At 65.9% G+C, this 21,092-nt stretch carries 22 protein-coding genes; 20 read left to right on the plus strand and 2 right to left on the minus strand.

Annotated features, from left to right (window positions below):
* On the plus strand, window positions 1-1,674 hold the full coding sequence (locus HBO24_RS17135) for a DEAD/DEAH box helicase (protein WP_017136163.1): 1,674 nt from the start codon (window positions 1-3) through the stop codon (window positions 1,672-1,674).
* Between the two features lie 97 nt (window positions 1,675-1,771).
* On the opposite strand, the gene HBO24_RS17140 is transcribed toward HBO24_RS17135, so the two are convergent.
* Window positions 1,772-2,539: a class III extradiol ring-cleavage dioxygenase gene (locus tag HBO24_RS17140; RefSeq protein ID WP_170060033.1), complete on the minus strand. Its 768-nt coding sequence runs from the start codon at window positions 2,537-2,539 to the stop codon at window positions 1,772-1,774.
* A 103-nt stretch (window positions 2,540-2,642) separates the two neighbouring features.
* On the opposite strand from HBO24_RS17140, the gene HBO24_RS17145 reads away from it, so the two are divergent.
* From HBO24_RS17145 to HBO24_RS17190, 10 genes are all read left to right on the plus strand, one after another.
* Window positions 2,643-3,293 carry a thiopurine S-methyltransferase gene (locus HBO24_RS17145; protein WP_170060034.1) on the plus strand — a complete coding sequence of 217 codons (651 nt, stop codon included), beginning with the start codon at window positions 2,643-2,645 and terminating at the stop codon, window positions 3,291-3,293.
* Window positions 3,294-3,514: 221 nt separating this feature from the next.
* Entirely contained in the window at window positions 3,515-4,714 is a 1,200-nt protein-coding gene (locus tag HBO24_RS17150) for a site-specific integrase (protein ID WP_019726269.1), read from the plus strand.
* Window positions 4,711-5,775, plus strand: coding sequence for a PDDEXK nuclease domain-containing protein (locus HBO24_RS17155; protein ID WP_019726270.1), 1,065 nt, complete (start codon window positions 4,711-4,713; stop codon window positions 5,773-5,775). The genes HBO24_RS17150 and HBO24_RS17155 overlap by 4 nt, the downstream gene beginning before the upstream one ends.
* 364 nt (window positions 5,776-6,139) lie before the next feature.
* Window positions 6,140-6,649: a DNA repair protein RadC gene (radC, locus tag HBO24_RS17160; protein ID WP_019726271.1), complete on the plus strand. Its 510-nt coding sequence runs from the start codon at window positions 6,140-6,142 to the stop codon at window positions 6,647-6,649.
* A 283-nt stretch (window positions 6,650-6,932) separates the two neighbouring features.
* Window positions 6,933-7,283, plus strand: coding sequence for a DUF2958 domain-containing protein (locus tag HBO24_RS17165; protein WP_019726272.1), 351 nt, complete (start codon window positions 6,933-6,935; stop codon window positions 7,281-7,283).
* A 65-nt stretch (window positions 7,284-7,348) separates the two neighbouring features.
* A complete protein-coding gene (locus HBO24_RS17170; RefSeq protein ID WP_019726273.1) occupies window positions 7,349-7,627 on the plus strand; it encodes a hypothetical protein in 279 nt (92 codons plus the stop codon).
* Window positions 7,628-8,327: 700 nt separating this feature from the next.
* The gene (locus tag HBO24_RS17175; RefSeq protein WP_025981539.1) at window positions 8,328-9,152 is read left to right on the plus strand and encodes a DUF932 domain-containing protein; all 825 of its coding nucleotides are present in this window, start codon (window positions 8,328-8,330) and stop codon (window positions 9,150-9,152) included.
* 64 nt (window positions 9,153-9,216) lie between these two features.
* On the plus strand, window positions 9,217-11,274 hold the full coding sequence (locus tag HBO24_RS17180; RefSeq protein ID WP_019726276.1) for a ParB/RepB/Spo0J family partition protein: 2,058 nt from the start codon (window positions 9,217-9,219) through the stop codon (window positions 11,272-11,274).
* A 61-nt stretch (window positions 11,275-11,335) separates the two neighbouring features.
* On the plus strand, window positions 11,336-11,545 hold the full coding sequence (locus tag HBO24_RS17185) for a hypothetical protein (protein ID WP_019726277.1): 210 nt from the start codon (window positions 11,336-11,338) through the stop codon (window positions 11,543-11,545).
* Between the two features lie 854 nt (window positions 11,546-12,399).
* On the plus strand, window positions 12,400-12,714 hold the full coding sequence (locus tag HBO24_RS17190; RefSeq protein WP_019726278.1) for a DUF736 domain-containing protein: 315 nt from the start codon (window positions 12,400-12,402) through the stop codon (window positions 12,712-12,714).
* Window positions 12,715-13,048: 334 nt separating this feature from the next.
* On the opposite strand, the gene HBO24_RS17195 is transcribed toward HBO24_RS17190, so the two are convergent.
* Window positions 13,049-13,342, minus strand: coding sequence for a helix-turn-helix transcriptional regulator (locus HBO24_RS17195; RefSeq protein WP_019726279.1), 294 nt, complete (start codon window positions 13,340-13,342; stop codon window positions 13,049-13,051).
* A 223-nt stretch (window positions 13,343-13,565) separates the two neighbouring features.
* Here HBO24_RS17195 and HBO24_RS17200 point away from each other — a divergent pair, with 223 nt between their 5' ends.
* From HBO24_RS17200 to HBO24_RS17240, 9 genes are all read left to right on the plus strand, one after another.
* Window positions 13,566-13,913, plus strand: coding sequence for a DUF2958 domain-containing protein (locus HBO24_RS17200; RefSeq protein WP_019726280.1), 348 nt, complete (start codon window positions 13,566-13,568; stop codon window positions 13,911-13,913).
* A 340-nt stretch (window positions 13,914-14,253) separates the two neighbouring features.
* On the plus strand, window positions 14,254-15,033 hold the full coding sequence (locus HBO24_RS17205) for a DUF2285 domain-containing protein (RefSeq protein ID WP_019726283.1): 780 nt from the start codon (window positions 14,254-14,256) through the stop codon (window positions 15,031-15,033).
* 83 nt (window positions 15,034-15,116) lie between these two features.
* Window positions 15,117-15,398 (plus strand): helix-turn-helix domain-containing protein, encoded by a 282-nt coding sequence (locus HBO24_RS17210; RefSeq protein ID WP_019726284.1) that lies wholly within the window; start codon window positions 15,117-15,119, stop codon window positions 15,396-15,398.
* Between the two features lie 26 nt (window positions 15,399-15,424).
* Window positions 15,425-16,282, plus strand: a complete 858-nt coding sequence (locus tag HBO24_RS17215) for a replication initiator protein A (RefSeq protein ID WP_019726285.1) — start codon at window positions 15,425-15,427, stop codon at window positions 16,280-16,282.
* Window positions 16,283-16,535: 253 nt separating this feature from the next.
* A complete protein-coding gene (gene parA / locus HBO24_RS17220) occupies window positions 16,536-17,174 on the plus strand; it encodes a ParA family partition ATPase (protein WP_019726286.1) in 639 nt (212 codons plus the stop codon).
* Window positions 17,171-17,455 carry a hypothetical protein gene (locus tag HBO24_RS17225; protein ID WP_025981540.1) on the plus strand — a complete coding sequence of 95 codons (285 nt, stop codon included), beginning with the start codon at window positions 17,171-17,173 and terminating at the stop codon, window positions 17,453-17,455. The genes parA and HBO24_RS17225 overlap by 4 nt, the downstream gene beginning before the upstream one ends.
* Window positions 17,452-17,985, plus strand: coding sequence for a DUF2840 domain-containing protein (locus HBO24_RS17230; protein WP_025981541.1), 534 nt, complete (start codon window positions 17,452-17,454; stop codon window positions 17,983-17,985). Before HBO24_RS17225 ends, HBO24_RS17230 begins: the two co-directional genes overlap by 4 nt.
* Complete coding sequence (locus HBO24_RS17235) at window positions 17,982-18,557, plus strand: S26 family signal peptidase (protein ID WP_019726289.1); 576 nt, start codon at window positions 17,982-17,984, stop codon at window positions 18,555-18,557. Before HBO24_RS17230 ends, HBO24_RS17235 begins: the two co-directional genes overlap by 4 nt.
* Window positions 18,558-19,005: 448 nt before the next feature.
* Window positions 19,006-21,000 (plus strand): relaxase/mobilization nuclease and DUF3363 domain-containing protein, encoded by a 1,995-nt coding sequence (locus HBO24_RS17240; RefSeq protein WP_034112315.1) that lies wholly within the window; start codon window positions 19,006-19,008, stop codon window positions 20,998-21,000.
* Window positions 21,001-21,092: the final 92 nt, after the last annotated feature.

Here is a 21,092-nt window from a genome sequence, read left to right on the forward strand (position 1 = left end):
ATGACCCAGGAAACCGGCGGCTTCGCCGCTTTTAATCTTAACCCGAACATTCTTGCTGCCGTCATTGCGACCGGCTACGAAGAACCTTCGGCTATTCAGCAGCAATCGATCCCGATCATCATGGCCGGCCAAGACATGATTGGCCAGGCGCAAACCGGTACCGGTAAAACCGCCGCGTTCGCCCTGCCAATCCTGCACTGCATCGATCCTGCCAAGCGCGAGCCGCAAGCCCTGATCCTGGCGCCAACCCGTGAGTTGGCGCTGCAAGTAGCAACCGCTTTCGAAACCTACGCCAAGCAAATGCCGGGCGTTACCGTTGTGGCCGTTTACGGCGGCGCGCCTATGGGCCCACAACTGAAAGCAATCCGTAATGGCGCACAGATTGTTGTCGCCACGCCGGGCCGTCTGTGCGACCACCTGCGTCGTGACGAAAAAGTCCTGTCGACCGTGAACCACCTGGTTCTCGACGAAGCTGACGAAATGTTGAAGCTGGGCTTTATGGATGACCTGGAAGTCATCTTCAAGGCGCTGCCACCGACCCGTCAGACCGTACTGTTCTCGGCTACCCTGCCACAGTCGATCCGTGCCATTGCCGAACGCCATCTGCGCGATCCGCAACACGTGAAGATCCAGACCAAGACCCAGACCGTTACCGCGATCGAACAGGCTCACCTGTTGGTTCACGCTGACCAGAAGACCTCGGCTGTATTGAGCCTGCTGGAAGTCGAAGATTTCGACGCCCTGATCATGTTCGTGCGCACCAAGCAAGCGACCCTGGACCTGGCCAGTGCCCTGGAAGCCAAAGGCTACAAAGCCGCTGCGCTGAACGGTGACATTGCCCAGAACCAACGTGAGCGCGTCATCGACTCCCTCAAGGATGGCCGTCTGGACATCGTTGTGGCGACCGACGTAGCTGCCCGTGGTCTCGACGTTCCACGTATCACCCACGTGTTCAACGTTGACATGCCGTACGACCCAGAGTCCTACGTTCACCGTATCGGCCGTACCGGCCGTGCCGGTCGCGAAGGTCGTGCACTGCTGCTGGTGACTCCGCGTGAGCGCCGCATGCTGCAAGTGATCGAGCGTGTAACCGGTCAGAAAGTTGCCGAAGTCCGCCTGCCGGATGCCCAGGCCGTTCTCGATGCCCGCATCAAGAAACTGACCAACAGCCTGTCGCCGCTGGTGGCTGACGCTGAATCGACCCACGGCGACCTGCTGGACCGCCTGACCGCCGATATCGGTTGCACCCCACGTGCCCTGGCTGCAGCCCTGCTGCGCAAGGCTACCAACGGTCAGGCCCTGACCCTGGCGGCGATCGAGAAAGAACGTCCACTGGTGCCGAACAACGCCCCGCGCGGTGATCGTCCAGAGCGTACTGGCGACCGTCCGGACCGTGGTGATCGTGAGCGTCGTGCGCCGGTTCCATTGGCCGAAGGCCGTGCTCGCTGCCGTACCGCGCTGGGTGCGCGTGATGGCATCGCTGCCAAGAACCTGCTGGGCGCTATCCTCAATGAGGGTGGCCTGGCACGTGAAGCGATCGGTCGCATCCAGGTGCGTGACAGCTTCTCTCTGGTAGAGCTGCCGGAAGATGGCCTCGAGAAGTTGCTGGCCAAGCTGAAAGACACCCGCGTTGCCGGCAAGCAGCTCAAGCTGCGTCGCTATCGCGAAGATTGATCAGCCCTTGGGTTGATTGATCGAACATAAAAAATCCCCGACTGGTTCGGGGATTTTTTTTGCCTGGGTTTCCCCGGGGCCCTACAAAAAACCGTGGTTAAGCAAAACGATAGATATCCATCCCCAAGGCTCCCAGGGTGAACCCCTGGTGGACCACACTGAACTGCCCGCCCGCACCGCGCGCGAAATACAGTGGCAACAAGTGCTCATCGCTGGGATGGCTGCGCACTGCATGGGGTGCCTGGCGGCGGTAGTCGTGCAAGGCAGCTTCATCCTCGGCGCCGAGTTGGTCGACGACCCAGTCGCGGAACTCCCGTGCCCAGGGCTCGATGCTTTGCGGCCCGGCCTGCCAGTCCAGTTCGCCGAGGTTATGGGTGATGCTGCCCGAGCCGATCAACAGCACGCCCTGTTCGCGCAAGCCGCGCAGTGCCTGGCCGATGCGGGTTTGCAGGGCTGGGCCCATATGGCTGGGCAGGGAGACCTGCACTACAGGGATGTCGGCCGCCGGGTACATCAGCGACAGCGGCACCCAGGTGCCATGGTCGAACGGGCGCTGGTGATCGAGGCGGGCTTGCAAGCCATCGGCGATGAGCAACTCGACGATCTGCTGGGCCAGTGCCGGATCACCCGGGGCCGGATACTGCACGGCAAACAGTTCGCGGGGGAAGCCGCCGAAGTCGTGCCAGGTCTCTGGGGCGGGGCTGGCGCTGACCAGCAGTTCACGGCTTTCCCAGTGTGCGGACATCACCACGATTGCCGTGGGGCGTGGCAAGTCCGCCGCCAGGCGTGCAAGGGCCGGCCCGCTGGCGCCGGGTTGCAGGGCAAGCATGGGCGAGCCGTGGGAAATAAACAGGCTGGGCAGCATGAGTGGGGTCCTCAAGGTTAAGATGGGACCATCTTCAATCAGATCATTGATCTAAATCTAATATAAGTTTTAGCGCTATTTGATCGAATTTTCAGGATTATTCATGGACTCCACCTTTTGGCATGACCGCTGGGCACGTAATCAGATCGGCTTTCACCTGCCCGAGGTCAATCCCTATTTGCAGCGACACTGGCCGGGCCTGGGGTTGGCCGGCGGGGTGCTGGTGCCGCTATGTGGCAAGAGCCTGGATCTGGTCTGGCTGGCGAACCAGGGACATCGAGTCCTGGGGGTGGAGCTGGCGGAAAAGGCCATTGAAGAGTTTTTCCAGGAGCAGCGCCTGGTTGCGCAAGTCAGCCAACGGGGTAGCTTCAAGGTGTATCAGGCAGGCGCTATCGAGCTGTGGTGCGGTGACTTCTTCGAGTTGAGCCGCGAAGATGTGGCGGGCTGCACGGCCCTCTACGACCGGGCGGCGCTGATCGCCTTGCCGCCGTTGATGCGCGAGCGTTATGCCGCGCATTTGCAGGCGATTGCGCCGCAGGTGGACAGTGGCCTGCTGATCAGCCTGGACTATGAGCAGGCCCTGAAGGGAGGCCCGCCGTTTGCCGTGAGCGACGATGAAGTCCGTGGGCTGCTGGGAGTGCACTGGCGCCTGAGCGTCCTGGAGCAGCGGGATATCCTGGCCGAGAGCCCGAAGTTCGCCCAGGGCGGTGTCACGCGGCTGGAGGAGCGGGTTTACCGGTTGGCGCCGCTGTAAATCACGCGCCCACAAAAAAGGGGCGATTCAATCGCCCCTTTTTTTATTTCACGATGACTCCAGCACCGAACTTTGCTGGACTGCGCTAGAACCCGATACAGAAGGTTTATCAATAACTTACGCGCGTCCATCATATGCCGGTGCTTTCTGAAACCTGACCCGGCTTCCGCTCTCATGGCTCCCATGTGGCTCTTGGAAACGGGTCTTTCCGAGGAGTCATCATGGCCAAGATCAAGCTCACCAAGACCGCCGTGGAGGCGGCGCAACCCCAGCCGCAGGCCGTCGAACTACGGGATACCGTGGTGCCTGGCTTCCTGTGCAAGATTACCCCGGCGGGCCGCCGCGTGTTCATGCTCCAGTACCGCACGAACGCGGGCGAGCGACGCAAGCCCGCCCTGGGCCTGTTCGGGGAACTGACCGTTGAACAGGCCCGCGTCATGGCTCAGGACTGGTTGGCCGAGGTTCGCCGGGGCGGCGATCCTGGCGGCGCCAAGGCCGATGCGCGCAAGGCGCCCACCGTCACGGAGCTGTGCAAAAAGTTCATGGAGGAATACTCCAAGAAGCGCAACAAGCCCAGCACGCAGGAGGGCTATCAGGGCGTCATCGACCGCTGCATCATTCCACTGTTGGGCCGCAAGAAGGTGCAGGACGTGAAGCGGCCCGACATTGCCGGCCTGATGCAAAAGCTGGCCTACAAGCCGACCGAAGCGAACAAGGCTTTCGGCGTGTTGCGCAAGATGTTCAACCTGGCCGAAGTGTGGGGCTACCGTCCCGACGGCACGAACCCGTGCCGTCACGTCCCGATGTACCCACCTGGGAAGGAAACCCGGCTCATCATTGATGACGAACTGGCGTTGATCTTCCGCCACCTGGACAAGCTGGAAGCGGAAGGTCTGGAGAACTACGTCATCCCCTTGGCAATCCGCCTGCAATTCGAGTTCGCCGCGCGTCGCTCCGAAATCTGTCCGCTCGAATGGAGCTGGCTGGACTTCGAGAACCGGCGAGTGGTGTGGCCCGACAGCAAGACGGGCGGCATGTCCAAGCCCATGAGCGCGGAAGCCTATCGGCTGCTCTCGACGGCGCCACGTCGGGAAGGCTGCCCGTATGTCCTGCCATCGCCCAACGACCCGGACAAGCACCTGACCTTTGGCGAGCACTATGGCGGATGGTGCCGGGCGCTTAAGGCCGCCGGCGTGCCGCACGTCGGCACGCACGGCATCCGCCATCGTTCGACGACCGACATTGCCAATTCGGGCGTGCCGACCAAGGTAGGCATGAAGCTGACCGGGCACAAGACCGTGGCGATGTTCATGCACTACGTCCACACCGAGGACAAGCCGGTACGCGAGGCGGCCGAGCTGGTGGCGAGCCGTCGTCAGGCGATCACGGGTGCGCGGCAGGCCGAGGGAGTAGCAGCATGAACCGGCGCAAAGTATCCGTGGCGTCCTCCGCAGCGCCTTCGGCGCTGCTGGGCGACATTCGGGCATTGATTGAGGCGGCGCGGCAGCGCGCCGTCTTGGCGGTCAATGCCGAACTGACCCTGCTGTTCTGGCGTATCGGCCAGCGCATCCATACGGAGGTGCTGGCCGGCCAGCGGGCCGGGTACGGCGAGGAAATCCTGCCGACCCTGGCGGCGCAGCTTGTGCGCGACTACGGGCGCAGCTTCGCGGACAAGAACCTGCGCCGCATGGTGCAGTTCGCCGCCACCTACCCGGACGAGCCAATTGTCGTGACGCTGTCACGACAATTGAGCTGGTCGCATTTCCTGGCGCTGCTGCCGCTGAAAGACCCGCTCCAACGGCAATACTACGTGCAGATGGCGAGCGCCGAACGCTGGAGCGTGCGGACGCTGCGCGAGCGCATCGACTCGATGCTGTACGAGCGCACGGCGCTGTCGCAGAAGCCGGGCGAGACGATCGCGCAGGAGCTGGCGACGATGCGCGATGCGCAGCGCATGACGCCGGCGCTGGTCATGCGCGATCCCTACATTCTCGACTTTCTCGGGCTGCGTGACACCTGGCAGGAAAGCGACTTGGAAGCGGCCATCATCCGCGAAATGGAATCCTTCCTGCTGGAGCTGGGGGCCGGTTTCTCCTTCGTCGCCCGGCAAAAGCGCATCCCGATTGACGACGAGGATTTCCACCTCGACCTGCTGTTCTACAACCGCAAGTTGCGGCGGCTGGTGGCGGTGGAGTTGAAGGTCGGCGAGTTCAAGGCGGCCTACAAGGGGCAGATGGAGCTTTACCTTCGCTGGCTGGACAAGCACGAACGCGAGCCGGAGGAAGCCTCGCCGCTGGGCATCATCCTTTGCACCGGCAAGAAGCGCGAGCAGATCGAATTGCTGGAGCTGGACAAGTCAGGCATCCACGTCGCCGAGTACCTGACTGCCTTGCCGCCGAGGGGCGTGCTGGTGGAACGGCTGCAACAGGCAGCAGAGCGGGCGCAGTTGCAGATCGAGCAGCGCAAGACGGACACCGAGTAGTCCTGTCCCAAGCAGTCGGGCATCCCGGCGTTCCGCCGTCGCGCTGTCGTGCTGCGCATCGAGCCTCGCTGCGCGAGTCTCGCCCCTTGCGGGCTTCCATCGTTCCCTCGCTTTGCTCGGCTGACGCCTTCGGCCCTGACGGGCCTGCGCGCTCCGCTTGCCCCAAAAGCCGAGGGTGTGCAGTGGGCGGGGTGTAGGCGGTCTTGCTGTTCCCTTCACCGTATCACGGCGTTCTCGCCGTCAAGGGCGGCGCGCGCTGTTGCGCGCTTGCGTCCTGGCGGCCGTCTGCGACCCCTGACTGCTTGCGCTGCGCCGTGCTGGACACGGTTCCGGGCAATTCCGCCCGAGCAACCGGAGCACGATCATGTCGCAACTGTCCTTTTCCTCGTTCGATGCCGCGCTGATGGTGCGCGACTCCCAAGGTCATTACCTGCCGGCGACGGCCGACCAGATTCTGGAGGCCGCGCGCCAGGCCATCGAGCACAAGATGCAGCGCGGTGCCTCATTCAGTTCACCGTCGGAAGTCAAGGAGTACCTGCGCGCCAAACTGGCCGGCTTCGAGCATGAGGTGTTCGCGGTGCTGTTCCTCGATTCGCAGCATCGCCTTATCGAGTATGCCGAGATGTTCCACGGCACCATCGACAGCGCATCGGTGTATCCGCGCGAAGTGGTGAAGGAAGCGCTGCGGCTCAACGCGGCAGCGGTCATCGTTTCGCACAACCACCCGAGCGGCAATCCAGAGCCAAGTGCGGCCGACAGGGCATTGACGTTGCAACTCAAGAGCGCGCTGGCGCTGGTGGACGTTCGCACGTTGGATCACATCATCGTGGCGGGCAGCCTCACTACGTCCTTCGCCGAACGTGGCTTGATCTGACCGAGGGGGCTTCGGCCCCCTTTTTGCTGCGCCTGCTGGCGCAACTCCGGCCCTCGCGGGCCTGCGCGTGCTACGCACTTGCCCCAAAGCCGGAGGTGCGTGGAGGTTGTGAGGGAGGCGGTCTTGCTGTTCCCCTCATCGTGCCACGGCGTTCTCGCCGTCAAGGGCTGCGCGCCAATGGCGCTTGCGTCCTGGCGGCCGTCTACGACCCCTGACTGCTTGCGCTGCGCCGTGCCCCGGAAGGGTCGGGCAATTCCGCCCGGCAACCTTTCAGGAGTTCACCATGAACAACGTACTTATCACTGCCGAGCAGCGCGTCGTGCTGCTGGCCAACGGCAGCACATCGCTGGAGAACCCGGACTTCGACCCAGCCCCGGTGGTCAAGCTGTTCACGCCGGACGGCGGCGCGACCTGGCTGCTGACCGAGATTGACCCCGACGACCATGACCACGCTTTCGGTCTTTGTGACCTGGGGCTGGGGATGCCGGAACTCGGCTGGGTCAGCTTGAACGAGCTGGCGAGCGTGCGCGGCGGGCTGGGCCTGCCGATCGAGCGCGACCTGTCTTTCCGTGGCGAAAAGCGGTTGAGCGCCTACGTGCGCGATGCGCGGCTGGCGGGGCGGATCGTCGTCTGACCTCGCCCTTGGAGCGCCTCAAGGCGCTCCTTGCGCTTTCTCGATCATTTCAGGAGATCAATGCCATGAGCAGCCATCACGACTACATCATCGAAATCACGGCGCAGCACGATGCGCTCAAGCCCTTCGCGCCGGAGAACGGCCAGCCGCTGCGCTTCAAGATCGGCGACGCGGTGATCTACACCAACCAGTTCGGCGTGCAGTTCCGTCGCCGCGTCACCGGTTTCTACCAGCCCAGCGGGCTTTGTGGTCACTATGCGCGCGGAGCGCGCTATCTGCTGAACTCGACTTCGCCGTGGGTGCCGGTTGCGCAATCCAGCCTGCGTCCTGACGACTCGGCCTGATGCCTTCGCGCCCCTTGCGGCGCGCTACGCGCTTCGCTTGCCTCCAGGGGAAAGCCCTGCGGGCTATCCCCGCCGCGCAGACTTGGCGCCCCTGAACATCGCCGACCCGGCTGCGCCGGATCGGCCAGACAGCATCCACAGCAGATCCACGATGCCCTGCGCGTGCTCGTCCTGACCCTGTTGTCCATTCGGTTTTGAAGTCTGGGCGTCCCCGGCCACCTGGGAGATGGCCGGTCGCGCTGTCGTGCTGCGCATCGAGCCGCCTGCGGCGTCTCGCCCCTGTCGGGCTTCCATCGTTCCCTCGCTCCGCTCGGCTGACGCCTCCGGCCCAGCTTCCAGCTTCGGGCCTGCGCGCTTGCGCTTGCCGTGCGGTCGGCGTGGAAGGTGCCCGTTGCCATGTCCAGCCGTCTTCCCTGACTCCATCACCTTGTCCGCGACTGTAGCCCGCTCCCGTGTGCCATCAAGGCGCGCAGGGCCGTGTCCTCGGCTTCGCCTGCGGGCCGCACCAACCCTGCGCTTTTTTCCTTGACGGCCCCCGTCCGCGCGCTCCTGACCGTCGCGGGCGATGAACTCAGGAAAGACGGTGGCAACAGGGCCAACCGGGTTCCTCGTGCCGACCGCACCGAACAGCCGAAAGGCTGGGCTCCGAATCTAGGAATCCGGTGTGCGCTTTCTTCAACAGCCAAGTCAGGAGAACGACATGCTTGCAACCCGTTTCGCTTCCCATTCCCCCGCACTGCGCAGCGACTACCCGCTGTCCGATGACCAGATTCACCGTGTAGCGCCGTCCATCTTTGCGGATGCCCCGCATGAAAGTCGTTCGCAGCGATACGCCTATATCCCTACGGCGGCGGTTTTGACCGAGCTTCGCAAAGAAGGGTTTCAGCCTTTCATGGTGACGCAAACCCGCGTGCGCGATGAAGGCAAGCGCGAGCACACGAAACACATGCTGCGCCTGCGCCACGCCAGCCAGATCAACGGCGCGGAAGCCAATGAAATCATCCTGCTGAACTCGCACGATGGCACCAGCAGCTATCAGATGCTGGCGGGCCAGTTCCGATTTGTTTGCAGCAATGGCCTTGTGTGCGGCGACACCGTGGCCGATGTGCGCGTCCCCCATAAAGGCGACGTGGCGGGCCAAGTCATCGAAGGCGCTTTCGAGGTGCTGCGCGGTTTCGACCTTGTGCGCGATTCCCGCGACGCCATGCGCGCTATCACGCTCGATGAAGGCGAAGCCGAAGTGTTCGCCCGCGCCGCGCTGACCCTCAAGTACGACGACCCGAACAAGCCCGCGCCCATCACCGAAAGCCAGATTCTGATGCCGCGCCGGTTTGAAGACCGCCGCCCCGACTTGTGGAGCGTGTTCAACCGCACCCAAGAGAACCTGACCAAAGGCGGATTGCATGGTCGCAGCGCCAACGGACGCCGCCAGCAGACCCGTCCGATACAGGGCATTGATTCCGATGTGCGCCTCAATCGCGCCTTGTGGATGCTGGCCGATGGCCTGCGCCAGTTGAAAGCCTGACCCGTCCCCCGCAGGAGGGGCGGTTTCCCCTCCATTCCTTGTTTCACTCGATTGGAGAACCACCATGAACGCCATCACCACCACCGAAGCCCGCGCCGTCAATGCCGCCGCCGCTATCCCGCTGGAAGCCGCCGACCCGACCAAGAACCTGATTCTGGTTCCGCTGTCGCGGCTGGTGCTGCGCCCCACGGGCCGCAACGTGCGCAAGACCCCGCGCATGTCCATCCCCGAACTGGCTGCAAGCATCCAGCGCGTGGGCCTGCTGCAAAACCTGATCGTGATCGCATCCGCCGATGGCGAGCATTACGAGGTGGTCGCCGGTGGTCGTCGCCTTGCTGCGCTGAAGCTGCTGGCGAAAAAGCACCGCATCGCCAAGGATTGGGAGGTGCCTTGCTTGCAAGTGGCCGATGGCACGGCCCGCACTGCCAGTCTCACCGAGAACGTGCAGCGTGAAGCCATGCACCCGGCAGACCAGTTTGAAGCCTTCGCCGCGCTGGTGGCCGAAGGCCGACCCATCGAGGACATCGCAGCGGATTTTTCCGTCACGCCGCTGGTGGTGCAGCGCCGCTTGAAGCTTGCGAACGTCTCGCCGCGCCTCATGGCCGACTACCGCGCCGATGCCGTGAGCCTTGACCAGTTGATGGCCCTTGCCATCACCGATGACCACACCGCGCAGGAAGCCGCCTTCTACGATGCGCCAACGTGGCAGCGCCAGCCGTCCGCGCTGCGCGACCGCCTCACCGAAAGGGAAATCGACGCCTACCGGCATCCGCTGGTGCGGTTCGTCGGGCTGGAAACCTACGAGGCCGCAGGCGGTGGCGTGCGCCGTGACCTGTTCGCGGAAGGTGACGCGGGCGTGTATCTGACCGATGCCGCGCTGCTGGACAGGCTGGCGCAAGACCGGCTGGCGGGCATCGCCGCCGAGGTGAAGGCCGAAGGCTGGGCATGGGTGGATGCCACGCCGGGCGTGACCCATGCCGACCTGCACGCTTTCCAGCGTGCGCCGAGGGAGCGGCGCGAACCGACCAAGCGCGAAGCGCAGCGCATCGAAAAGCTGCAAGCCAAGGTGCAGGCCATTGGCGAAGCCCTCGATGGTGCGCTGGAAGCCGAGGACGAGGACAAGGCCGACGCGCTGCAAGAGGAAGGCGAAGCCGTGGGCGAGCAGTTGCAGGCGTTGGAAGATGGTTTGCAGGACTACAGCCCGACCGTGAAGGCCGCAGCCGGTGCCATCGTCACCATCGACCGCAACGGGCAGGCCGTGATCCATCACGGCCTGATGCGCGAAGCCGAGGCCAAGGCCCTGCGCACGCTGGAACGCCTGCGCCAAGGTTTCAGCGGTGAGGATGCCGAGAACGGCGACGAAGGCGAGGACGACGACCAGCCCAAGACCGCCGCCATGTCCGACCGACTGGCGCAGCGGTTGAGTGCCCACCGCACCGCCGCGCTACAAATCGAAGTGGCGCAGCATCCGCAAGTGGCGCTGGCCGCGCTGGTGCATGGCATGGTGCAGACCGTTTTGCACGGCAGCCACTACGGCCACGACCTGCCGCTGGGCGTGAGCCTGAAAGTGCAAGACCGGCTGGAAGGCATGGCACCGGACTGGCCGGAATCGCCCGCTGCCGTGGCGCTGCGCGAACTGCAACAGGTGGCGGGCGAAGCCTTGCCGCAGGACAGCGCCGAACTGTTCGCCGCGTTGCTGGCGAATTCGCAAGACGAACTGGTGCGACTGCTGGCGGTATGCGTGGCCGTCACGGTGGACGTGGTGACACCCCGCACCATGCGGCAGCAGCCGGGCGAGGAACTGGCGCAGGCCGTGGGGCTGGACATGGCCGCATGGTGGAAGCCCACCAATGAGGGTTATTTCCGGCATGTGCCGAAGGCCGCGATTCTGGAAGCCGTGGAGCAGTTCGCCCCGTCGCACGTCACCCGGCTGGCGAAGCTGAAGAAGGCCGACATTGCCAGCGAAGCGGAGCGGCTGGCCGATGGCACTGGCTGGATGCCTGCCATCTTCAAGGCCGAAGGCACGCAGGAAACCACGCCGGCGGCGCCGCAGGCCCAGGACAACGCCCCGGAGGATGCCGAGGCAATGGCGAATGAAACCGCCGTGGCGCTAGCCGCTTGACCCGCGCCGACAGCAAGCGCCCCGGTCTCGACCGGGGCGCTTGCTGGAAGGAGAACACCCCATGACACGTACCACCACCAGCCGCCCACGCATGGCGGCGATCTACGCCCCCGGCACGGTACGCGCCCGCCGCTGGCACGGCGATGGCGACGTGCGCGGCTACCGCCCGCCCTCGGGCTGGTCAGCCCGCGCCGACCTGACCGACATTCACCCCATCACGGGCCGCGCCTTGCCGCGTGCCGTATGGTGGCTCATCGAGACGAAGGAATAACCCGATCAGCACCGCGCCCATGCCGTTCCGTCCTGGGCGCGGTGAAAGCAAAATCCGGGCGCGGCAGTGGCCGCGCCCGGTGTTCAAGGCCAACTGCCGAATCAGAACGCCGCCGCCCTCGCGGTGGCTCAGGTGGCGGCGTTAAAGCAGCCGAGCATCCGCCCGGCCCACACCTGCGCGCTCCGCTTGCCTCCAGGGGAAAGCCCTGCGGGCTATCCCCGCCGCGCACAGCTTGGCGCCCCTCGATGCCGCCGAACCGGCTTCGCCGGATCGGCCCGGCCAGCGCTCCGCCACGATGGACGGGGCGCTGGCGAACACGCTGGCGTTTGCTGCGGCGGGTTGTGCAAATGCGTGCCGTCCTCAACGCTGGCGGTTCTTGCCCATCACGTCCATGAAGGACTGTTCACGGACAACCCGCCCAGCATCGCTATGGAGTTTCTATGCCACGCCACTAGACCGGCGCCGCAAGTTGCGGCGGAGGCGTTCTTGCCTGTCATCGGGTGGTTGACCTGGCCTGCGTCAGTGGGCGAGCCGGAGCAGTCTTCATGCGGGGATGCCGAGCCGGCCACATCTCCTTGCGGTGCGGTTCGGCCCAAGGCGTCCTTGTGTTGTTGTGAATCCTGGCGGTGGCGCGGCTGCGCCTCGGGCTTCATGGCTGCAACCGTCCGGCGAAAACAATTTCCCCTGCTTTGTCACTGCGTTCGGTGCATTCCTCGCGGGACAAATTCTTTTCGCCTCCCGGCTCTCCACTGCGTTTCGACCGCAAGCGGTGCAGCCAGCCCGTCCCCCGCCGGCCGGATCACAACAAGGACGCGATGGGCGCGAACCTTGTTCCACCGAACGGAGATTTCACTATGGCCAACATCGGCACCTTCACCGCAGACAAAGACGGCTTCACCGGCACGCTTCGCACCCTGACGCTCAACGTCAAGGTCAAGCTGGTGCCCAACGACAAGGGCGACAACGAGAAGGCCCCCGACTTCCGCCTGCAGGCCGCCAGCCACGACATCGGCGCAGCGTGGAAGAAGACCAGCGAGGCCGGGCGGGAGTACATCTCCGTGACCCTCGACGATCCATCGTTCCCGGCCACGGTCTACGCCCGCCTGATCGAAGGCGAAGACGGCACGCACGACTTGATCTGGTCGCGCAGCAAGCCCCAGGCGGCGTGACCGCCGCCCGCAGCGCCCCGCCACATGGCGGGGCGCTGCGCTGTTGTGTTGGTTCGTACCGAACCTGGTGGCAGGCGGTGGCCCATAGTGTGGGCTGCACTTCTATGCGGGGACGCGGTGCTTGCCGTTGCAATCAGGGCATGGCGTGTCGGCGCGACCCGCCGCCGGACTTTTACGGGCTACGCCCCGTGCCGTCTTTGCCGTCACGGCCATCCGGCTCCAATCCCTCACGCCTTCGCGCCTGCGGCGCTGCGCACTTCGCTTGCCTCCGAGGGAAAGCCCTACGAGCTATCCCCGCCGCGCACAGCTTGGCGCCCCTCGATGCAGCCGGAGCCTACGGATGGGCCGCCGCTGCGAGCTGGCTTTCAGCCTCGCTCATCAGCACTGCCGTGCTGCATTCGAGCGCGCCGGCGATCTTGAAGATGATCGCCAGCGTGGGCATGTGCTCGCCGCGCTCGACCTTGCCCATGTGCGAGCGCTCGACGCCAGCCAGGTGCGCCAGCGATTCCTGCGCAATGCCGCGCTCCGTCCGCAACGCGCGCACCGCCGCGCCGAAGGCTTGCGCCAACTCGGCATCGTAGGTGGTGGCGCCGGCCGGTCGGCCGCGCTGAATGGGTCGCTTCTGCATAGACAGAAGCGTCAAGTCGCAGCACAATTAAAACCACGTTATCTTTAACTCTTTCAGTGAAACCTCACTGTTTTGCGTTTTTACGGGAATCCGCATTTGTGCCTCTGCGGATTTCCACAAAGGCGCATAGCCACGGAATCACAATCGTGCTTTTTCCCAAATCCGCCGATGCGGCTTTGCGTTTTCACGCTTGGGCGGATTTGTGAATTGGGAATAGATCGCCATGAACTCACTCATCACCGAGGACGAGCGCCAACGCCTGCTGACCCACGGCCAGGCACGTGCTGACGGTCAGGCCGGCGACCCGCTGCCCGTGGTGCGCCTGTTCACACCGGACGCACACCTCACCTGGCTGCTCGCTTCGCTCGACCCGGCCGACGGCGATACGGCCTACGGCCTGATCGACCTGGGCCTGGGGATGCCTGAGCTGGGCACCGTGAAGCTGTCCGATCTGGCATCCATCGTCGGGCCGCGCAAGCAGCCTGTGATGCGGGATCGGTATTTCCAGGCGGCGCGGCCCCTGTCGGAATATGTCCGGCTGGCCCAGGAGAACGGCGGCATTGTCGATTAAGCCAATCGCGTTCCGGCGCAGCCGGACGTATTGAGACTATTTCCGTCGGAATTCGGATTTGTCCGGTCTCAATTCGCACTCTTGCACCAAAACAGGGCCTTTGAGACGGAAACGGCCACGATCTTTGGCGCGAGTTACGGCACCTTGATTTGTGCCGCGTGACTTTTTTGGACTGCGCGGCCGTCGTATTCGGACGCATTGCGCAATACCCCGGAGCCAATCGGTCTTGACACTTGATGTACAGCTTAAACAGGTTCGGATGATGTTTTGATGTGGATGCGGTGGCTCCGTTCTTGAACGCCCGTGACGACGTTCCTGCTGTTCGACGGGAGCTTGAGTCATGGTCAATCCTCACCATATCGCGCATTGGTATCCGACCGCCGCGTACCTCTACATCTTGTGCCTGGACACGCTCGCACTGGCCTGGGAGTACCTGCGCCGCCACCCCGATTACCGGCTCGACTGGCAGCGCCACCAGCGCCGACCGCAAGCGGCGCAACAGGCGGCGCTTCGCTGGGGCTTGCGTCTGCTGGAAGACCCGGCCCTGGATGCGCGCGACGCGCATCCGGCCTGGCTGCCCGGCCACGATGCCGTGGTGCAACTCCATCCCGATGCCGATCCGCCGCCCGATGCGGCGGCCTTCGCGTTCTGGCACATCCCCGGTCACAAGCAACTGCTGCACGACGGTAAAGGGCTGGCGCTGATCGCGCACAACCCCGGCCATTGCGCGCGCTTCGCGCTGGCGCCCGGCCTGGAAGATGGCATGGCGGTCGCCTATGCCAATCGCGGAGGTGGCGGCGGCGCTGCCGCACCTGCGCCTACGCGCAGCGCGACGCTGGCCGCGGCCAGGCCCCGGCCTACACCGGCCGCGATGCTGGAGTTGCACACCCTGCAGGCGCTCGACGCGACCCTGGCGGGTGCGTCCTTGCGCGACGTGGCCGAAGGGCTGTTCGGTGCCGATGCCGTGGCGGCGGACTGGCACGCCGACGGCGACCTGCGCGCCCGCGTGCGCCGCCTGGTGCGGCGCGGCGATGCACTGATGCGCGGCGGTTATCGCCGGCTAGCACAACTGCCGCCGCTTGAGAAGGGACGTTTTGATGGGGACGCAAAACGTCCCTGAGCAGCGGAGCTTCGTTTTCTGAGACTGCCTCCATCCGGTTGCGCTGTGTGGCCGGAGCTTTGAAAGCTATGGAGGTTCACACCATGCGTCCCGCTCCCTTGCGGCCTGCCGCCACTGTCCCGACCGCTGCCGCACAACCGCAGCGTTACCTCACCAACGACGAAGCCGCCGAGTACCTGCGCCTGTCGCCGCGCACGCTGGAGAAGCAGCGCGTGATCGGCGGTGGCCCGCGCTTTCGCAAGTTCGGCCGGCGCGTCATGTACGCCGTGGCCGACCTCGACGCCTGGGCCGCCGACCGCAGCTTCGAGACGACTTCCGATCCTGAGTACGCCGAACAGCACTCGGCGGACAGCCGTGCGCGCTGATCGCTGGCACGCGCCAGGCCACCGCCATGCCCAGCCCCGCGCTGCCGTCCCGGCAGCGGCCCTCGCAAGAACGCGAACAGCTCGACCTGTTCCGTGCCTTGCCGGGCGACATGGCGCCGCGCGACAGCCAGGACTTGATGGCCTTTCCGTTCTTCTCGCTGGCGAAGTCGCGGCGCACGGCGCCCATCGACTTCCGGGCGGGCAACGTCACGATCCGCGTGGAAGGCACACAGGAGCACGGCATCGCCACGATCTGGGACGCGGACGTGCTGATCTGGGCTGCTTCGCAGATCGTGGAGGCGCGCGACGCAGGCTTACGCCCGTCGCGGCTGATGCAGGCCACGCCCTACGAGATCCTGCGCTTCATCGGGCGCGGTACGTCGCTGCGCGACTACCAGCGCCTCAAAGCCGCGTTGGATCGGCTGCAATCCACGACCGTGGCCACGTCGATCCGCGAGACAACCGGGCGACGCCTGCATCGGTTTTCGTGGATCAACGAGTGGAAGGAACTGGCCGATGCCAAGGGCACGCCCTTGGGGCTGGAGCTGATCCTGCCGGATTGGTTCTTTGGTGGGGTGATGGATGCCGCTCTGGTGCTGACCATCGACCCGGCGTATTTCCGGCTGACGGGCGGCATCGAACGGTGGCTGTACCGCCTGGTGCGCAAGCACGGCGGGCGGCAGGAAGGCGGCTGGCAATTCGATTTCCGGCACCTGTACCGGAAATCGGGCAGCGTCACGCGCTTCTCGGACTTTGCCTACGACCTGCGCGCGCTCGTCGCGCGGCAGTCGCTGCCCGGCTATGTCCTGAGCATCGAGCGGATGCCGGGCGATGGAGTCGAGTTGCTGATGTTTCGGCCCGTGCCGTTCACGGCACGGGGATAACTTCGGGAAAAGCGGTGGACGGGCTCGTGCTATCAGGAGTACGGGGTATCGTGCTATCGGGAGTACGACTATCGTGCTATCAGGAGTACGGATCGTCCGCAAAGCCAATAACGGCGCGGGTTTCGACCTCCCTTAACTTACCTAACTTAAATTCTCTAACTTGTAGTAGGGAAACGCCGTCGCGGTGGACAACCGCTGCGCGGCCACAAACGCAGCAGACAAAGCCTGCTCTTCCAGCATGGAGGGCCAGGCCATGATCGTCGCGCTGCTCAACCAGAAAGGCGGCGTGGGCAAGACCACGCTCGCCACCCATATCGCCGGCGAGCTGGCGATGCGCGGCCAGCATGTCGTGCTGCTGGACGCCGACCCGCAGGGTTCTTCACTGGACTGGACGCAACGACGCAGCCAGCAAGGCTTGCCTCGGCTGTTCAGCGCCGTGGGCCTCGCACGCGAAACGCTGCATCAGGAAGCGCCAGAACTCGCCAGGCGGGCCGATCACGTCGTCATCGACGGCCCGCCGCGCATCGCCGCCCTCGCGCGCTCCGCGCTACTCGCGGCCGAGCGCGTGCTGATCCCGGTGCAGCCCAGCCCCTACGACCTGTGGGCCAGTGCCGAGATGGTCGCACTGATCCGTGAGGCCCAAGTGTTCCGGCCTGCGCTGCGCGCGGCCTTCGTCATCAACCGGCGCGTCAGCACCACCGTGATCGGGCGCGAAGCGCGCCAGGCGCTCGCCGACCAGCCGCTTCCTGCGCTGCGCGCGGAAGTGCATCAGCGCATCGTGTTCGCCGACAGCGTGGCCGCTGGCCGCCTTTCACGCGAGACGGCGCCGGGCAGCGCCGCCGCCCGCGAAATCACCGCCCTAGTGGACGAATTGCTGCGGTGGACGACATGACAGCGAAGCCGCCACCCAACAGCAAACGCACGGCAAAGCGCGTCGGCATCGGCGCGCGTCCGCCTGCGAATCCGCACGCTGAAGCGTGGATTCGCCAGGGCGACGCCGATGCGTTGGGCAAGGGCGACCTCTACACGGCTCGCCTCACTCTCGACATCACGCCCGCCATGCGGGCGCGCATCAAGGTATCGGCCTTCACGCAAGGCGTGACCGTGGCCGACCTGCTGCGCGGCCTGCTAGAGCGAGAGTTTCCCGAGAACCGCAGGGAGAACACACCATGACCGCATCCGTTTCGCCTGCCGCTGTCGCGGCCACGGCTGCACTGGCTGCGCCTATCGGCCAGCCTGCCAGTGCGCCGATGACGCGCGTGGCGCTCGCCTACATCGACCAGCGTTTCGACCTCTATCTGCGCTTCGGCGAGCCGTCGCGCATCCTTCGCCTCGACCACTGGCGGCGATGCGCGTTGTTCCTGCCCGGCGCGATGCTTTGCCGCATCCGCTGGCAGGCCAACGCCTACGGCACGATCCGCTGGCAACTCATGGTGATGCAGACTTGCACGCCGCTGGCCGGCGCGCAGCGCATCCCCGGCGTGCAGCCGGGCGCGCGCCTGCTGCTACACGCCGAAGGCGACGCCAACGTGCGCGCCGTGCTGGAACGCATCGACGGCGTCGAGGCGCTGGGCATCGCGCCCGCAGACGCCTCCCCCGCGTACTGGCGCACGCTGGGCAATCGGCTCGCTGCGCGCTTGCCGCTGCCGGACTACAGCGCCGAGCGGCACGCCGCCTGGCTAGCCGGGAGGGCGCTGCCATGACCGCCGCTTCCACCATCGGCACTGCGCCGCGTTCTCGCGCGCGCCTCGTCCTGGCGGGCTTGTCCGCCTGCGGCCTCGCTGCGCTGGCCTGGGCGTCCTTCGTGCATCCGCTGCCGCGCCTGATCTACAACCCGTCCGACAGCGTTCCCATGGGTTGGTATCGCGTCGATCCGCTGAACCATCGGCCCGGCTCGCTGCCACGTCCCTTGTCCGTGGGCAGCATCGTCTTGGCCTCGCTGCCGCCAGATGCCGCAGCGCTGGCCGCGCAACGCCGCTACCTGCCGGCGGGCGTGCCGCTGCTCAAGCGCGTGGGCGCGATCGCGCCGCAGGAGGTGTGCATCGCTGGCGGCATCGTCCGCATCGACGGCGTGCCTTCGGCCGCCGTGCTGCGCGCCGACCGCTGGGGCCGGCCGCTGCCATCCTGGCAGCAGTGCCGCCGCCTCGAACCGGGCGAGTTGCTCCTGTTGAGCGTGACCAATCCGGCATCGTTCGATGGCCGGTATTTCGGGCCGGTGCGCACGTCCGCCGTGATCGGCATCGCGCACCCGGTCTGGCTGGAGAAGCGTCCATGATGGCTGCCGATGAGATGCACGTCGCCGTGCATCTCATCGTGCCATCGGGCATGTCGATCCGGTGGCTTTCTTCGTGCCGTCGCGCATGTCGTGCGAGCGCCGATCCTGCGTATCGGGCGCCGCACTTCGCGCTGCCTTCCCGTGTGCAGGCGTCTTGCCTCGAACGCGCCCGGCCTGTGGCCGTCGCCGCGTTCGCCGGCGTGCTGGCTGCTCGCGCAGCAGCGCCGCCGGGCCGCCGCTGCCCGGAGCGCCAGCGAGGGGCAAAGGCGGAAGGCAAGACAAAAGGACGCGGCACCGGGCCGCGTCGAAAGCCAGTCTGCACGTGGGGTTGGCGCAGCACGGCGCGGCTTTGCCGCCGTGCCGCTTGTGGCGCGAGGCCCGCGCCAATACGGGCATGTCCGCGTGCTTCGCACGATCAGACACGCCAGAGCTTGCAGGGAGAACGACCATGACTGACCGCCGCGATGACGATTTCCGCGTGCGCCCCAGCGCCCCGAAGAACCGGGGCAAGGGCCAAGGCCAGAGCTTCGTTTCCAAGGTGCTCAAGCAGGCAGGCAAGGCCAGCAGCGGCAAGTCCACGATGCGCCGTCCTGGCGCGACGGGTGGCACGGGCCAGCGGCCCGGCTCGCGACTGGGGCGCGGCTACACAGCGGCGCGCTTCGCCGGGGCGAAGCTGACGCCCATGTCTCGGCGCGTGACCATCAAGACGCTGTTGGTGAATCACCAGCGGGCCAGCCCGCAGTCGCTCGCCAAGCACCTGCACTACATCGAGCGCGACGGCGTGGGCCGCGACGGCGAGCCGGGCCAAGCCTACGGGCCGCAGACCGACGTGGCCGACCTCGACGCCTTCAAGGAACGCTGCGCCGACGACCGGCACCATTTCCGCTTCATCCTCTCGCCCGAGGATGGCGCGGAGCTGGAAGACCTGCGTACCTACACGCGGCATCTCATGGGCCGCATGGAGGCCGACCTGGGCACGGACCTCGATTGGGTGGCGGTCAACCACTGGAACACCGACAACCCGCACACGCACATCGTCGTGCGCGGGCGCGACGACACGGGCAAAGACCTCATCATCGCGGGCGACTACATTGCCGATGGCTTCCGCCATCGCGCCGCCGAACTGGCGACCGAATGGCTGGGGCCGCGCACCGAGCTGGAGATCCAGCAGACCTTGCAGCACGAGGTAGAGCAAGAGCGGTGGACGAGCCTGGATCGCACCTTGAAGCGCGAGGCCGGCGACGATGGCCTGGTGCATGTCGAACGGCTCAACGAACCCCGCCTGCAACGCCAGCGCCTGCTGCTGATCGGCCGCCTGCAACGCTTGCAGCGCCTGGGCCTGGCCGACGAGACGCAGCCCGGCACCTGGGCCGTGCATGCCGATGCGGAAAAGACCCTGCGCGCCCTGGGCGAGCGCGGCGACATCATCCGCACCATGCAGCGGGCCATGCGCGGCGAGCCGCGCGAGCTGGCGGTGTTCGAGCCAGGGCAGGACGCGGATGGAAGTGGCCGCAGCATCCTCGGGCGCGTGGCCGCGAAAGGACTGGCCGACGAACTGCGTGATCGGGGCTATCTGGTCATCGACGGCGTGGACGGCAAGGCGCACTACGTCGCGCTCAACGCCCACGACGAGCTGGCGAATTACCCGACCGGCGCCGTGGTGGAGGTCAAGGGATCGGCCGACGTGCGCGCGGCCGACAAGAACATCGCCGCGCTGGCGAGCGATGGCCTGTACCGCACCGACCATCACCTCGCCATCGCGCAGGGCCAGGCCGTGCCCGGCCGCGACCCGCAGGAGGTCGTGGCGGCCCACGTCCGCAGGCTGGAAGCCCTGCGCCGGGCGGGCATCGTGGAGCGGGTGGCCGAGGGGCTATGGAAGGTGCCGGGCGACCTGCCCGAGCAGGGCCGCCGCTACGACGCGCAACGCCTGGGCGGCGTAGCCGTGGAGCTGAAATCGCACCTGCCCATCGAGCGGCAGGCCCGCGTGATCGGGGCCACCTGGCTCGACCAGCAGTTGATCGGCGGCGGCTCCGGCCTGGGCGACCTGGGCTTTGGCGGTGAGGCCAAGCAGGCGATGCAGCAGCGCGCCGACTTCCTGGCCGAACAGGGGCTGGCCGAGCGGCGCGGGCAGCGCGTGATCCTGGCGCGCAACCTGCTGGGCACGCTGCGCAACCGGGAACTGGCGCAGTCCGCCAAGGACATTGCCGCCGACACCGGCCTGGAGCATCGACCCGTGGCCGACGGGCAGCGCGTGGCCGGCATCTACCGGCGCAGCGTCATGCTTGCCAGCGGGCGCTACGCGATGCTGGATGACGGCATGGGATTTAGCCTCGTGCCGTGGCGGCCGGTGATCGAGCAGCGCTTGGGGCAGCAAATCGCCGCAACGGTGCGCGGCGGGCAGGTGTCCTGGAGGTGGGGACGGCAACTCGGCCCAACAATTTAGCGGATCAACCGAATCGTTTTTCCAGTTCGGCGCCTCTTATAGGAAAAATGGGAGCAGTCGGTGCCTCCATCCAATCCGGGATCAACGATCCC

Origin of the sequence: Pseudomonas sp. WS 5410 (assembly GCF_012985645.1) — a bacterium.
GTDB lineage: Bacteria > Pseudomonadota > Gammaproteobacteria > Pseudomonadales > Pseudomonadaceae > Aquipseudomonas > Aquipseudomonas shahriarae.

Coding starts and splice junctions, on each gene's coding strand:
- HBO24_RS17135 (WP_017136163.1), top strand. CDS start 1: ATGACCCAGGAAACCGGCGGCTTCGCCGCTTTTAATCTTAACCCGAAC.
- HBO24_RS17140 (WP_170060033.1), bottom strand. CDS start 2,539: ATGCTGCCCAGCCTGTTTATTTCCCACGGCTCGCCCATGCTTGCCCTG.
- HBO24_RS17145 (WP_170060034.1), top strand. CDS start 2,643: ATGGACTCCACCTTTTGGCATGACCGCTGGGCACGTAATCAGATCGGC.
- HBO24_RS17150 (WP_019726269.1), top strand. CDS start 3,515: ATGGCCAAGATCAAGCTCACCAAGACCGCCGTGGAGGCGGCGCAACCC.
- HBO24_RS17155 (WP_019726270.1), top strand. CDS start 4,711: ATGAACCGGCGCAAAGTATCCGTGGCGTCCTCCGCAGCGCCTTCGGCG.
- radC (WP_019726271.1), top strand. CDS start 6,140: ATGTCGCAACTGTCCTTTTCCTCGTTCGATGCCGCGCTGATGGTGCGC.
- HBO24_RS17165 (WP_019726272.1), top strand. CDS start 6,933: ATGAACAACGTACTTATCACTGCCGAGCAGCGCGTCGTGCTGCTGGCC.
- HBO24_RS17170 (WP_019726273.1), top strand. CDS start 7,349: ATGAGCAGCCATCACGACTACATCATCGAAATCACGGCGCAGCACGAT.
- HBO24_RS17175 (WP_025981539.1), top strand. CDS start 8,328: ATGCTTGCAACCCGTTTCGCTTCCCATTCCCCCGCACTGCGCAGCGAC.
- HBO24_RS17180 (WP_019726276.1), top strand. CDS start 9,217: ATGAACGCCATCACCACCACCGAAGCCCGCGCCGTCAATGCCGCCGCC.
- HBO24_RS17185 (WP_019726277.1), top strand. CDS start 11,336: ATGACACGTACCACCACCAGCCGCCCACGCATGGCGGCGATCTACGCC.
- HBO24_RS17190 (WP_019726278.1), top strand. CDS start 12,400: ATGGCCAACATCGGCACCTTCACCGCAGACAAAGACGGCTTCACCGGC.
- HBO24_RS17195 (WP_019726279.1), bottom strand. CDS start 13,342: ATGCAGAAGCGACCCATTCAGCGCGGCCGACCGGCCGGCGCCACCACC.
- HBO24_RS17200 (WP_019726280.1), top strand. CDS start 13,566: ATGAACTCACTCATCACCGAGGACGAGCGCCAACGCCTGCTGACCCAC.
- HBO24_RS17205 (WP_019726283.1), top strand. CDS start 14,254: ATGGTCAATCCTCACCATATCGCGCATTGGTATCCGACCGCCGCGTAC.
- HBO24_RS17210 (WP_019726284.1), top strand. CDS start 15,117: ATGCGTCCCGCTCCCTTGCGGCCTGCCGCCACTGTCCCGACCGCTGCC.
- HBO24_RS17215 (WP_019726285.1), top strand. CDS start 15,425: ATGCCCAGCCCCGCGCTGCCGTCCCGGCAGCGGCCCTCGCAAGAACGC.
- parA (WP_019726286.1), top strand. CDS start 16,536: ATGATCGTCGCGCTGCTCAACCAGAAAGGCGGCGTGGGCAAGACCACG.
- HBO24_RS17225 (WP_025981540.1), top strand. CDS start 17,171: ATGACAGCGAAGCCGCCACCCAACAGCAAACGCACGGCAAAGCGCGTC.
- HBO24_RS17230 (WP_025981541.1), top strand. CDS start 17,452: ATGACCGCATCCGTTTCGCCTGCCGCTGTCGCGGCCACGGCTGCACTG.
- HBO24_RS17235 (WP_019726289.1), top strand. CDS start 17,982: ATGACCGCCGCTTCCACCATCGGCACTGCGCCGCGTTCTCGCGCGCGC.
- HBO24_RS17240 (WP_034112315.1), top strand. CDS start 19,006: ATGACTGACCGCCGCGATGACGATTTCCGCGTGCGCCCCAGCGCCCCG.